This is a genomic window from Streptomyces sp. NPDC050485 (assembly GCF_044458185.1).
GTDB lineage: Bacteria > Actinomycetota > Actinomycetes > Streptomycetales > Streptomycetaceae > Streptomyces.
The window spans coordinates 232,423-245,331 of sequence record NZ_JBITHR010000008.1 but is presented as its reverse complement, the minus strand read 5'-3'; the positions used below and the strand labels follow the sequence as shown (position 1 = coordinate 245,331).

At 67.0% G+C, this 12,909-nt stretch carries 12 protein-coding genes; 3 read left to right on the top strand and 9 right to left on the bottom strand.

Annotated features, from left to right (window positions below; all coding sequences use genetic code 11):
* Positions 1 to 7: 7 nt before the first annotated feature.
* Positions 8 to 1,678, bottom strand: a complete 1,671-nt coding sequence (locus ACIBK6_RS18920) for a serine/threonine-protein kinase (protein WP_399052397.1) — start codon at positions 1,676 to 1,678, stop codon at positions 8 to 10.
* 645 nt (positions 1,679 to 2,323) lie between these two features.
* Here ACIBK6_RS18920 and ACIBK6_RS18915 point away from each other — a divergent pair.
* Positions 2,324 to 2,599, top strand: a complete 276-nt coding sequence (locus ACIBK6_RS18915; RefSeq protein WP_399052396.1) for a trypsin-like serine protease — start codon at positions 2,324 to 2,326, stop codon at positions 2,597 to 2,599.
* Positions 2,600 to 2,893: 294 nt separating this feature from the next.
* Here the strand turns inward: ACIBK6_RS18915 and ACIBK6_RS18910 are convergent, their stop codons facing one another.
* The 4 genes from ACIBK6_RS18910 to ACIBK6_RS18895 all read right to left on the bottom strand — a co-directional run bounded on the left by ACIBK6_RS18910 (position 2,894) and on the right by ACIBK6_RS18895 (position 6,358).
* On the bottom strand, positions 2,894 to 4,885 hold the full coding sequence (locus tag ACIBK6_RS18910) for an alkaline phosphatase family protein (protein WP_399052395.1): 1,992 nt from the start codon (positions 4,883 to 4,885) through the stop codon (positions 2,894 to 2,896).
* A 27-nt stretch (positions 4,886 to 4,912) separates the two neighbouring features.
* Complete coding sequence (locus tag ACIBK6_RS18905; RefSeq protein WP_399052394.1) at positions 4,913 to 5,356, bottom strand: hypothetical protein; 444 nt, start codon at positions 5,354 to 5,356, stop codon at positions 4,913 to 4,915.
* Positions 5,357 to 5,393: 37 nt separating this feature from the next.
* The gene (locus tag ACIBK6_RS18900) at positions 5,394 to 5,816 is read right to left on the bottom strand and encodes a hypothetical protein (RefSeq protein WP_399052393.1); all 423 of its coding nucleotides are present in this window, start codon (positions 5,814 to 5,816) and stop codon (positions 5,394 to 5,396) included.
* A gap of 83 nt (positions 5,817 to 5,899) precedes the next feature.
* The gene (locus ACIBK6_RS18895; protein WP_399052392.1) at positions 5,900 to 6,358 is read right to left on the bottom strand and encodes a hypothetical protein; all 459 of its coding nucleotides are present in this window, start codon (positions 6,356 to 6,358) and stop codon (positions 5,900 to 5,902) included.
* Positions 6,359 to 7,689: 1,331 nt separating this feature from the next.
* Between ACIBK6_RS18895 and ACIBK6_RS18890 the strand changes: the two genes are divergently transcribed.
* Complete coding sequence (locus ACIBK6_RS18890; protein WP_399052391.1) at positions 7,690 to 8,244, top strand: DUF4344 domain-containing metallopeptidase; 555 nt, start codon at positions 7,690 to 7,692, stop codon at positions 8,242 to 8,244.
* A 208-nt stretch (positions 8,245 to 8,452) separates the two neighbouring features.
* Here the strand turns inward: ACIBK6_RS18890 and ACIBK6_RS18885 are convergent, their stop codons facing one another.
* Together ACIBK6_RS18885 and ACIBK6_RS18880 are read right to left on the bottom strand one after the other, a co-directional pair.
* Positions 8,453 to 8,887, bottom strand: coding sequence for a transposase (locus tag ACIBK6_RS18885; protein ID WP_399052390.1), 435 nt, complete (start codon positions 8,885 to 8,887; stop codon positions 8,453 to 8,455).
* Between the two features lie 822 nt (positions 8,888 to 9,709).
* The gene (locus tag ACIBK6_RS18880) at positions 9,710 to 10,204 is read right to left on the bottom strand and encodes a hypothetical protein (RefSeq protein ID WP_399052389.1); all 495 of its coding nucleotides are present in this window, start codon (positions 10,202 to 10,204) and stop codon (positions 9,710 to 9,712) included.
* A 347-nt stretch (positions 10,205 to 10,551) separates the two neighbouring features.
* Here ACIBK6_RS18880 and ACIBK6_RS18875 point away from each other — a divergent pair, with 347 nt between their 5' ends.
* Positions 10,552 to 11,775: an IS30 family transposase gene (locus ACIBK6_RS18875; RefSeq protein ID WP_399052388.1), complete on the top strand. Its 1,224-nt coding sequence runs from the start codon at positions 10,552 to 10,554 to the stop codon at positions 11,773 to 11,775.
* 301 nt (positions 11,776 to 12,076) lie between these two features.
* Here the strand turns inward: ACIBK6_RS18875 and ACIBK6_RS18870 are convergent, their stop codons facing one another.
* A complete protein-coding gene (locus ACIBK6_RS18870; RefSeq protein ID WP_399052387.1) occupies positions 12,077 to 12,292 on the bottom strand; it encodes a DUF6243 family protein in 216 nt (71 codons plus the stop codon).
* Positions 12,293 to 12,389: 97 nt separating this feature from the next.
* Positions 12,390 to 12,905, bottom strand: coding sequence for a transposase (locus tag ACIBK6_RS18865; protein WP_399052386.1), 516 nt, complete (start codon positions 12,903 to 12,905; stop codon positions 12,390 to 12,392).
* Positions 12,906 to 12,909 lie beyond the last annotated feature (4 nt).

Sequence of the window (12,909 nt, the reverse complement as noted above, 5' to 3'; positions counted from 1 at the left end):
CCAGTGGTCAGAGTGTCAGGGTGCGCCAGCCCTGGGTGATCTGGTCCCGGACGGCGTTCGCGTCCGGGAGCGGACCTTGGTGTGTGCCCAACAGTTCCACCAGGGCCGCGCCGTCCGCCGGGCGCCCTGCGGGATCGGCGGTCAGTGCCCGCCCGACGGCGGCCGCGAGGGCGGGGTCGAGTGCCTGTACCGCCGCAAGGGCGGCGGCCTCGGGTCCGGTGTCGACGATCCGGCGGATCACCGCGCCCGTACTGGTCGCCTGGAACGGGCTGGTGCCGTGCGCCGCGCACACCACGCAGCACGCCCACGCCCAGATGTCGGCGGCGGGACCGGCTGGCTCGTCGCCGAACTGTTCGGGCGCCATGTACGTCAGCGTCCCCGGGCCGCCGCCGGTGCGGGTGAGCCGGGTGCCGTCCACGATCGCCGCGATGCCGAAGTCGAGCAGCCGGGGCCCGGCGCTGGTCAGCATGATGTTGGCGGGCTTGAGGTCCCGGTGGACCAGACCGAGCCGGTGCACCCCGGACAAAGCAAGTGCCAGCGCGAGCGCCAGGGCCCGCAGCGCCTCGGGCGAGCGGATCGGCCCCTGCTCCCGCAGATGCATGTCGAGCGGCCGTCCGTCCAGCAACTCCATGACCAGATACGGCCGTCCGGCCGCCACCCCTGCGTCGAGCACCCGGGAGGTGTAGGCGCCGGACACCATCGCGAGGACCTCTGCCTCGCGCTCGAAGCGGCGCAACAGCTGGGCGTGGTCGAGGAGTTCGGGATGGATGGTCTTCAGCGCCACCTGCGTCGCCGCCCCCTCGCGCCGGGCGAGGTACACCGTCCCCATCCCGCCGGACCCGATCCGGCCGAGCAGCTGATACCCGGCGATGCTCCGCGGCTCACCCGGATGCAGCTCCTGGCATGAGATCTGCGGCGCGGCTGCGGTGGCCCGGTCGTCCTGCGTCGGTGCGTGGGCAGTGGGTTGTACGGGTGAAAACGACGGCATCGGCGGAACGGGCGGCGCTTGGACAGGTTGCGCGGCGGGTGCCGTCTGCGCGTACGGGGTGGGCGGGCCGTACGCGGGGTGCGGCGCAGGCGTTGTCGGGGCGGTTGCGGACCGGATCCGCCGGCTGGTCACGAGCGCGACAAGCTGGAACAGCAGCGCGGCCTCGACCAGCCCGATGGGTACGAGCAGGCCGAGCACCACGCGCAGCGCGAGCGCGCCGCTCAGCCGGCCGCGGTCCGAAGGCGCTGCCCCCGCCTCACCGGGCGCGCCGGCCCCGACCAGATTGCGCCGGGTCAGGAACCAGAGCAGCAGCCAGACCAGCAGCGTCGGGATCGCGACGACGAGGAACCGGAAGTACGCGGTCCCAGGGTGAAGGCCCATCGTGTCGGCCAGAACGTACGTGTTCCCCAGGCCGATGGACTGGTCCAGCACGTCGAAACCGGAGACGTAATAGCTGTCCAGCGCGACCACCAGGCCGACGCTGCCGACGACGCCGACCACCAGCTCCCCGCCGACGGCCGCCGGGAACCCCTCGGCCGACGCAGTCCCGGCCCTGACCTCCAACGCCCTCTGACGCACGCCCCGTTGGGCCCGGAATAGCACGGGCAGCGATAACAGTCGTGCCACCAGCGCCAGTACGGCCACGACCATGATGCCGGGCGCCAGCACCGTCACTATGTACTCCGCCATGCTTCCCCCGCGCTTCCCCGTTGCAGTCTCGTCGGCCGAGCAAAGGGGAGTATAGGACGGCCCGGATCAAGCGGGGAAACCGGCGGTGCGAGGTCAAGAGATGCTCCTTTGGCACCACGCGTCCCAGCGACCTCAGGGGCATGCATGACTCTTGGCGATCCGTACGCCCTCGACCGCCTTACTCGATGTCCACCACTCGGAAAGAGCCGCACCCACTTCAATCCGCGCGGTGAACCCTGGGTAACCGAGCGCTCCAAGGCCCGGACCAGGTGCGGACCGTGAGACGGCAGCGAGCCCCTCGTGGAGCACAAACGAGCAGGTCAGATGATGCAGGCCCTAGACCCAGAACACTGCTCCGCAGACCCCTGTTGAGGGCGTGAGCCAGGTCGCGGTTGGTCAAGTCGGCTGTGGCAGTGGGGAGATGGGAGAGGCATCGACGGTGCTGTAGCCCGCCTTTGGGAGGGGTCCGCCGATGCTTCCCGCTTCGAACGTCCCGGCTTCGCTGCTCGCCGTGCCGGGCAAGTTAAGGGGCTGCTTCACCACACCGACGTTTGCCACGTTCACTGCGCTGGTCACCGGCCTGATCGCCCAGACCGGCCGCCGGACGGTCACCGGCATGCTCACCGGGGCCGGGCTGGAGCGGCTATGGCCGCACGATCGCGCGCACTCGTTCTTCTCCCGCGCTGCCTGGGATCCGGAGATCCTCGGCATCGTCTGCTCCCACGTGATCGCGCGCCTGCTGCTGCCGCAGGAGACACCGCTGGTCGCAGCCGGGCCGTCTGCAACGGTGACGCGGGCGGCCCCGCCGCCCTCAACGGCCAAATCGTCGGCATCATTTCCGGCCGCGACTGCGGCAAGCCCGGCTCGCCCTCCCTCTTCAGCAGCGTCCCGACCTTCAATTCATGGCTCGAATCTCAGTAATCCAGGTGCTGCCCGGGCTCCCCCGCCGGTCCGACAACTCCTCGCCCACAGGAACCCACGACACGGCGGACTTGGACAGGCCGCCGCCCCGATGCCCGGTGCCGGAGCCACCACCGGGCGGGTACCGGGACGAGCGGTACGCGGTGACGAGCGAACAGGTGGACTGTGAGCTGGAGACAGCCGTGGGCTTGGGGGCGGTCCGCTGAGCTGGACAAATGTGACGCGGGTCCGGAGGGGCTCAGATCGGATGAGGGCGTGGAGCGGGGGTGAGGGTGGGTGCGACGTGGGTGGGTGTCACCCGCTGACGCTCTCGCTGCCGTTCTCCAGGTGGCCCATGAGCCGTCGCTGGAACGTGCCGTCCTCCCCGAGGACGAGCTTCAGGTCGTACCAGCCTTCGGCGACCTCGGTGTTCCAGTCGATCACGGTCTCGGTGCCGGGCTTGAGGTGGTATGGGTCCGCGGTGCCCTGGCCGCCGGTGACGTAGTGGTCGGCGGTCACGTACATCGTGAGTTCCACGTCACCGTTGTTCCGGGCCCTGATGAGGAGTCGGCGTGCCTTCTCGTCGGTCTCCGATGTCACGTCGACGGGTGCGCCTGCTCCCTCCAGCGATCCGGAGAACTCCCGGCGGAAGCCGTTCGGCCCGGTGAGCGTGAATCGGTAGTTCCCCTCCGCATCGTGTACCTGAACGTCGGTGACGCTGTGTCCCTGGACGTCGAAGTGCCGCGGAGTTTCGCGTTCGCGCTTGTACGGATAGAGCGTCAGATGGGCGCTGGCGCTTCCGCTGTTGCTCAGGGAGAGCAGCAGCAAGCGGCGTGATGTGTCGAGCGTGGCATACGCGTCGGGCTGGTAGGGCAGTGCGCGGGCTCGGCGCCGCTCTCCTGGGGCGGGAGGGAGCGGCTGGGTGCGTTCGAAGTCGAAGGCCGAGGTGAGGTCCCCTGCGACCGTGCGCCGCCAGCGGCTGATGCTGGGTTGTGGTACTCCCAACCACTTTTCCAGAAAGCGTACTTGAGAGGTGTGATCGAAGACCTGGGAGCAGACGTAGCCGCCTGCCGTCCAAGGTGACACCACGATCATCGGTACTCGGATGCCGAGTCCCAGTGGTTCGCTTCCCACATATTCATCGGTTTCGGAGGGCGGCGGAACGGGCGGGGGTACGTGGTCGAAGAGGCCGTCGTTCTCGTCGTAGCTGAGGAACAGGACGGTGGAGTCCCATACCTCGGGATCCGCGGCGAGGGCGTCCAGGACCTGGTAGACGATCTTCTGGCCCCGCTTGGGGTACGAGTTTCCGGGGTGTTCCGAGTCGTCGGTGGGCGGCACGAGGTAGGAGACCTGTGGGAGTTGCCGCTGACGGATGTCCGATCGTAACTCCGCAACGAGGCCCGTGGTGGTCGCTGGCCGCGGAGCACAGCGGTACAGCCCGCGGTCGTACAGCCTCCGTTCCCCAGGGGAGAGCTTCTCCACCCCCACCTGGAGCCGGCGGAGCATGGCGTCGCGGTCACTGGAGGACTGCTGCGTCTGCAGGCCCTGGTAGAAGCCGTACAGGCTCTTGTACGTGCTCCAGAGCCCGTCGGACTTCTGGAGAGCGGTACGGAAGATGTTCTTGAAGGCGGCGAAGAACTCCAGATTGTTGTCGTAGAAGTTGTCCCACTCCTGGTACACCTTCCATGTCTTGCCGTTGGCCTCCAGCCACTGCGGGTAGCTCGGCCACTGATATGCCCCGGGTGAGTCTTCGCGATCGTGCGCTGCTGCCCCTGTCACCCGGCTGCCGTCGGGCTCGTAGCCGCCGTAGCCGCTGAACAGGTAATTACGGTTCGATGTCGTCTCGCTCAGGACCGAGCAGTGGTAGGCGTCGCAGATGGTGAAGGCGTCCGCCAGCGCGTGATAGAAGGGCACCCCGTCACGCTCGTAGTAACTCATGGTGTAGGGGCCTTGCTTGGCGTCGATCCACGCGTCGTGCCACCCCTCGTGCCACGCCTGGTGCCCGGTAGCCCAGTCGTGCAGCGTACTCGTGTCCTCACTTCCGTCCGCCGGCAGCGGATGCGGCGACACCCGGTCCCCTTTCGACCGGGGCTGATCGAACACGCTGTATCCGTCGCGCAGGGTGATGGCGTTGCGGTCGTGGAATCCGCGGACGCCCGGGAAGGTTCCGAAGTAGTGGTCGAAGGAGCGGTTCTCCTGCATGAGGAACACCACGTGCTTTACGGCCTGGAGACCGCCCTTCCGCGGAGGGCGCTTCAGCGCTTCGTGCACCGACGGCGGAAGTTGTGTATCACGCGCAGGCTGCATACCTGTCCCCTTTCCTTTCCGTGGGCCCTACCGGGTGCGGTAGATGAGGTGGACGAAGTTGCCCTTCGCGCCCTTGTTGAGATCGGGCTCGACCTTGCGGTATCCGGGAGGCGGGACCATGTCCGCCTCCTTGCCGGATATGACATCGAGAGCAGTGATCGGCCTGCCCCTGTCCGGATCACGCGTGATGGCCGCGAAGAGTCGCTCTCCGACCGTCCCGGAACTGACGTTGACCGGGATCTTCAGGTAGCCGGAAGGTGCTGCTTCGTCTTCTCCCACGAACACGACATCGGTGAGCGGTGGTTCGCCCGCGCGCTTCTCGTAGACGAAGTGGACGTAGTCGCCGCCCGCACCATCGTTCACATCCACATCGATTCTCTTCCAGCCACTCGGCGTGGGAGGAATGACGGTCCCTTTGGGGCGAGATCCCGCGACGACCGTGACGTTGAAGTCGGTGACGTAATCACTCATGTCGCTCCCTGCTGATCAGGTGTGCCACGAACAGTGGTCATCCCTGCCTATAGGTGAGGTACACGTACGCGCCGTGCGCTCCCTGGTTCAGGTCCTGGTCGACCCGCCACCACCCCGGCCCGGGCTGGTCCCAGGAGGCGTCGCCGATCAGGACATCGAGATCGGTGATCGGGGAGGCGAGGGACGGGTCGCGTCCGAAGGCGGTGTAGATGTACGCGCCGCCGGCCCCCTTATTGAGGTCCACCGGTATCCGGGTGTAAGGCGTCGCGATCGCCGCGTCCTTGCCGATCAGGAAGATGATGTCCGTGAGGGCGTCCGTCTTTTCCCCTCGCTTGAGGGCGAAGTAGAGGGCGACGCCACTGGTGCCCTCGTTGAGATTCCTGTCAATCTTGTGCCAGCCAGGGGGAGGAGCTGAGTCCTCACCCTCGAGGACGGTCAGGTCGGTCACGTACGAGGCCATGAGAACCCTCCAGGTCCCGGAATGGGCCGTGCCCGCGGGTTGCCGCCGCGGGCACGGCCCGGCCGTTGCTCACCCGCTCCTGATCAGACGACCAGGTAGATCAGGTACACGTACTTTCCGCCCGCCCCGGCGTTGAGGTCCTTGTCGATCCGCTGCCACGGCTTGGGGGGCTCGTCGCTCTTGACCGTGGTGAGGAGTACGTCGAGCGCCTGGATCGGGGCTCCTTCCGACGGGTCAGAGGTGTACGCGGTGTAGATGTACTCGCCGCCGGCTCCCTTGTTGAGGTCCACGGGAATCGCTTCGTAGTTCCCCGGCACCTCGGAGAGGTTGCCGACGAACTTGATGTTCGTGATCGGCGAGTAGACGGCGTCGGTCTCGTACGCGAAGTACAGGTAATCGCCACCGGCGCCGGCGTTCAGATCCTTGTTGATCTTGGTCCACCCGCGTGGGGGAACCGCATCCTTGCCGTCGAGGACCATGAGCCCAGTGATGGCCACGCAGACCACTTCCTTTCCGGTCGACCCGAGGAACGGGAGGGTCATGACCGTAGGTCTGCGGCATCGAACTGCGTAACCTTCCCATTCGGCCAGCGGACCGCATTGCGTCGTCCTGGCGCAGTGGTGGTGACGTGGTGCTTTCCAGTGGGGATGGCGGGCGGAGGGCGGGTGGCCCGGAGCGTGCCTGGTGCGGGGTACCGGCTGGATCACCGCCACTGGGGGCTTGTGGGGCGGGCGGGGCCGACGGTTGGCCCGAAAGTCCCTAATTGATGGATCTGCATAGCTCTGGCTGAATGGCACACTGACAAGAACCTTTATGGGGATTCTGGGTGATGGGGTCCGTCGCACCGTTCACCCCACCTCACCGCACCACTGACATGTCGACTTGCCGAGAATGCCAACGGTGCATGAGCTCGCCCTCGGACTGCCTCGCCTGCGGGAAGTGCCCAGACCACCCTGCCTGGATCTTGCGCTGTTCGCTGTTCGGCCGAATGCCCTACGCGCTCGCGCGCAGCCTGAGCCACGGGCGACAGCCTGGTCAACGCGATGGCCGCGGTTGAGATGTACCGGCACCAGGACACCTGGCGCTACACATCTGCGTCGCCACCAAACCGTGGACCCGACGACTGCCTCACAGATCCGGAAAGCGTGGAGAGCACGGTGGGCTTGGCTCGTGCTGCGGCAGTACCTGGACGAGATCCGCACACTGGCTCTGCGGCGACCACCTCGTCTCCGAACGCTGTGACGTACTCCCGGACAGTCCACTTGGCCCCTGCACTGCCCTCGGTAATCCGCCCCCGCCCCACCCCACGGCCTCGACATCACCTGCGACAGCTACGAGGTATCCCACCTCATCCTCACCCGCGGCTAGACCAAACACACCCAGGAACTGCCCTGGCGGATCCCGCGAGGCCCGGTTCAACATCCCCGTCGGCCCTCCCTTCACCGCGACCATCGCCCCCGCGAAACCCGGCACCACCGGCCTGATCGCCTGGCGCCTCAACACCCTCGCGCCACAAGAAGTCGAAGGGTGCCCAGACACGTTCGCCTCCTGTCCCAGCCAGCCCGCACAACGCCCCGCTAGCGCACCGTTTGTGACAGCCCGGTCCCCGAATCGTGTGGCGCACAATGCAGGTGTGGGAGCACGGGGCATACGGCATGTAGTCGGAGCGGGTCTGGGCACAATGCTGCTGCTCTCCTGCACCACGACCGGCGGGGAAGCACACAACCCCGACAGCGGCGGCAGCAGCGGATTCACCACCCACTACGAGGAAGCATCGGCTGCCGACCGCGCTCAAGCCTCCTTCCTACGCAGCCGCAAACCGGTGGAGACGGCTGCGTCAGCGCTGAACGCGCCCTAGACCGGCAAGTAAACAATGGTCAGTCGCTCCTGCAACGGCGAGGGATCCGCCTACGACCCGCAGACTCGTCATATCGAGCTCCGCTACGACGACTCGGCCGAAGACCACGATCTCTTCCAGAACGCGGGGCGCCACCCGGCCGGCAACGAAGTTGCCGCCGTCGCCACCGAAACGCTCTACCACGAATCCCGCCACGCCCTCATCGACCTGCTGGACCTGTCCCTCACCAACCGACAGGAAGAGGACGCCGCCGACCAGTTCGCCGCCCTCATGCTGCTGCGCACCGGCCCCACCGGCGAACAACAACTCCGCACCGCCGCCGAAGCGTACGAACTCTCCGCAGCCGCGAACAGCAACTCCGACACCTCAGGCAGAGACGAGCACTCCCCCAACCTGGCCCGCGCAGCCAACCACCTCTGCTACCTCCACTGCTCCGTCCCCACCCGGAACCCCGATCTCGCCACCACAAGCCGCCTCCCCTCTCAACGGGCCACAAGGTGCGCACAGGAATGGACCCAGGTCCGCACCGTCTGGATCGCGCGCCTTCAACCCCTCCTGCGAAAGCAGTGAAACACGCTCAGGTCCCCACATGTGGCAGCGAGGACGCGCGGAGATGTCGGTGGGAACCCGGCGGGCTGGAATGGCGCGCATCTCTTGCAGGCGAGTGGGACAGCCATCAGGGAGGGCAGCTGGAGGGTTGGCATAGTCAGCCTTCGTCTGCACCGAGCGATGTCACCGCGGCTCATCCTGGCTCCAGGGCCAAAATAGCCCTTCCCGATCAACCCGGATTCCGACGCTGGTTTCGGACGAGACGGTAAACCTCCCGGGCCACATACCGCTTCAGGCAGCGAATGACCTCGCGCCGGGTCTTCCCTTCCGCCACACGCCGCTCGTAGTACGCCTGAGTGCGCGGATCCCAGCGCAGCCGGGTCAGCACGATGCGATACAGAGCAGCGTTGGCCTGCCGGTCGCCACCGCGGTTGAGCCGACGATGACATCTGCTTCCCGAGGAATACTCCACAGGACTTGCCCCGCACAATGCGGCAAAGGACGCTTCACTGCGCAAACGGTCAGCATTGTCCCCCATGGTGATCAGCATAACGGCGGCGCTGTGCGGCCCGACCCCCGCCATGGCGAGCAACTCGGGGTAATGCCGCTCGATCAACTCCGCAAGGCGCCGCTCCAGTTCCCGGGCCGACGTGCTGGCCGCCAAATTCGGACGACAGCCCACCGCAGTACGCTCCCGTCTCGGCCGGCTCGGCCTGGAACAGCTATGAGCGACGCGGGACCAGAAGCCGCGATCCGCACTGCGGCAGAACTCGCCCACCACGTCCATTGGATCCACGCGTGGCCCGAGAAACCGACATGGCGCGACCGACTCCGTCGATGGGCATATCCCGAGATCTATCGCTTCGACCCAACCGCCACCCCACCGCAGCCCTGGCTGGACCGGCCTGCCGGAGAGTACGAACGGACAGGCTGGCGTATCCGAGTCGCCTACGTGGGGACGAAGTCGCGTTCGAGGTCGAATACGTGGTGTGACAGCCCTGCGCGATCGGCTGGGTGGAATCACCCGTCTCCTACCCTGGCTACAAGCGGCTCCGACTCGCCTCAGCCGCGCTTCAATCTCTACGCCACCAATACCCCGGACTGGAGTGGCACACGGGCGGCGGGCACTTCCGCGAGTCCGAACCCTTCTGGACCTCCGTCGGCGCGGACGTCCCCGGCGGTTACATCCAGCAGGAAGGTGTCACCACGTGGAGCCAAGGCGAGTGAAACGCACCTAGGAATGCTGGGAGAGCTACCTCCATCGCCCGGGAGGCGCGTACCGATGGTTCGTGCAGGGCGGAGGGTGCCTGTGGTCATCACCCGCGGGCGGCCCGATGCCCGGTCGGGAAGCACGAGGCGGCGAGCAGCGCACGCGCGAGATCTCATCACACCCAACTGGCCGCCTGGCCAGCCCGAATTACGCAGCAAGGTCTCAACCTTGACCAGGGCCATGGGGGCACCTCGGTTCGGTGCGCCGCCGTCAAAGCTACGAGGCAATATCCAACTGGGCGACGTCCGGCGTGCCGAACAGGTCGTCGAAGTGACGGGCTCCCTGGGTGGAGATCAGAAAGTACGGGGCGCCTGATCCCGCAATGCTGTGCGGCCCTTTCCGCCCCGCGACGAGCACATCGTACGGCGACCGCACATCAAGGCCATCAAAGACGTAGTAGACCGGGAGCTGTGTCCAGGCAACCAGCTGCAGATGCGCAACCACCGCAGCCCGTTCGACAGCGTGGCGCCCCGTTTGCCTGCTGGTCATCCCACCCTTGCAGTCGATCAGTACGAGGGCCTTGGCCTTCGCCGCAATGAGATCCGGGAACCACCTAATGGAGCTGCTGGTCTTCCTAAGCGCGCATTGAAGCGCCCGGCTCAGCTGCCCTTGTCCCCAGAAGTCGACTTCCCACCCTCGCCCGGCGAGTTGCTCGGCGACGTACCGCTCATGCGCGTCACCTATTGCTTTCCGCTGCTGAAAGCTCGTCATGGATGCAGTGTGGCCCGCCGAGCAAAGCAGGTAACCCATCGTGGATTGAACCTAGACAGTCCCATTCAGTCTCAGAAGTTCTCACTGTGTACGCGTCAGTCCGTGGACGTCCGGCTACGTCCGCAGACGTTCACCGCAACTTGGCCGAAATTCGGCAGAACAGCCGGACTATCTACCGCTGGTCCCGCCTCAAGGCGTCTCCACCCCTCAGTAGCCGTGACACCCCTGCATGGCTCCAAGGGGACCGTTCCGGACTGCGGCAGCTGCCAACCGCCGCGCGTAGAGCCCTCGCCGGCACCTGCCTTAGATTCTAGTGGTCGTTGCAACACCCCAGCTCAGGGGGTGCGATGGACTTCGAGATCCGTGCGATTCGCAAGGAACAGGGGCCCCGGAAGCTGTACCGGGAACGGGAGGAATACTTCCGGCTCGTGCAGCTGGGATTCGGCAACGTAGAAGCGAGCCGACGCGTCGGTGTCAACCCCCGGACCGGTCGTGAGTGGCGTAACGGCCGGCCTGAGGGCGGCAAGAAGCGGCCCAGGCCGCCCGCGCGTCCCGTGCGGGCGGCTTCTTCGCCGTCCCGGTACCTATCGGAGGCCGACCGCATCCACATCGCCGACCGGGTGCGGGAGAAGGCCACGATTCGGGCGATCGCCGCCGAGTTGGGCCGCAGCCCGTCCACGATCAGCCGGGAGATCCGCCGCAATCGCACTCCCGGTCGCGGCAGCCAGTGGCACTACCGGCCACACGCGGCCCAGGCCAGGGCCGACGCCCGCCGGCCCCGCCCCAAGGCAGGCAAGATCGGCCAGAACACCGAACTGCGGGACTTCATCCAGGAGCACTTGGAGGTGAAGTGGAGTCCGGAACAGATCTGCCAGGCTCTGCGTGCACACTTTCCCGAGCGGCCGGAGATGCACGTGGTCCACGAGACGGTCTACCAGGCCCTCTACGTCCAAGGCCGCGGAGAACTCCGCCGCGAGCTGGCCCGTGCTCTGCGATCGGGACGCACCCGCCGCAAGCCGCACCGTCAGGCCGCCTGCCGCCAGCCACGCTTCTCACACCCCATGGTCATGATCAGCGAACGGCCCGCCGAAGCGGACGACCGGGCCGTGCCCGGCCACTGGGAGGGTGACCTGATCATCGGCAAGGACGGCGCCTCGGCAATCGGCACTCTGGTCGAACGCGCCACCCGCTACGTGATGCTGGTCCACTTGCCCGACGGGCGCAGCGCGGAACACCTGCGCGACGCCCTGGTGGACACCGTGCAGACCCTGCCATCGGACCTCACCCGCTCGTTGACCTGGGACCAGGGCTCCGAGATGGCCGCCCACCACGACTTCAGCGTCGCCACCGACATCCCGGTCTATTTCTGTGACCCGGCCAGTCCCTGGCAACGCGGCTCGAACGAGAACACGAACGGCCTGCTGCGGCAGTATTTCCCCAAGGGCACCGACCTTGCCGCCCACAACCCCGAACACCTGGCAGCCGTCGCCGCCGAACTCAACGGCCGCCCACGCAAAACGCTCGACTGGGAAACCCCAGCCGAGCGCCGGCATAAACTGCTCGCCGCCTGATCAAACCAACCACGTGTTGCAACGATCCCTAGAAACCGCCTGCCCGGCGGGGGGCCTCAGTGACCATCACGTGTCACGACAGCCTCTATGAGCGGGGGTCCTGGCTGTAGCCATCTGCAGCTCGGGTGGCGGCGGTGACGGGGCTGCTGAATCTGCGGCTGCCCCGGGTGGTCGGCTGAGACGCGGGTGATCGGCCGAGAGCTGAGCGGGACCGGCCGCGCCCGGTAGGGCAGCAGGGCTCGGACCGCGCGTCGCGGTCCGAGCCCTGCCCCGTGCGGTGCCGCCCTGCGGCGGCGGTGCGTCAGCTCTGTGCGGTGTCGTCGCCCGTCTGCCCGACGCCCTCAGCTGCGCCTGCCTTCTCACGCATCTTGCGCACCAGCTCCGCCTTCTGGTCGGCGGCACTCTGGCGGTCGAGGTTGCGGTGCGGACCGTTGTTCTGCCGTTCGGCGCGGGACAGCCTCTTGCGCTGGCCGCCGCCCATGCCCACGGGGTTGTTGATGTTCTTGCTCACGGTCACGGGTTCTCCCGGTAATGATGTGAAGTGATCTACGGATTCATCGGTGGGGGACTGGCGCGGCGACGTCGAAGGACGTCAGCAGGGGCCCATCACGCGCTCACTCGTAAATCGGCGTCTGGAAGAACATGACAAAGACTTTACCCGGTTCCGTCGGCCCCGCACACCAACCCTTTCGCCGCCCCAGCGTCGGCCGGGCCTTCGACGAGCGCCCGGGGGCAGCCGTTTCCTTCCAGTCAGCCAACGGACCATGCCCCCTCACATCACGGAGCCCCGCCAGATGGAGGCGAGCCAGCGGGGGTTCTGCATCGCCTGTTCTGTCACAGACGCCCCTATACCGGGGGTCGGTAGAGACCGTCCTGACCAGGTTGAAGACCTCGCGGGCGGCATATCGCTCAAGGCATCGGATGATCTCACGCCGGGTCTTGCCCTCCTGGTTGCGGCGTTCGTAGTACGCCTGGGTGCGCGGGTCGTGGCGCAGTCGGGTGAACACGATGCGGTGCAGAGCGGCATTCGCCTGCCGGTCGCCACCATGGTTGAGCCGCCGCGAGCTCCGACCGCCCGAGTGCTGTGCGGCGGGCCGAGCGGTGCGGCTCCAGAGGTATGCCGTCGACAAGGCG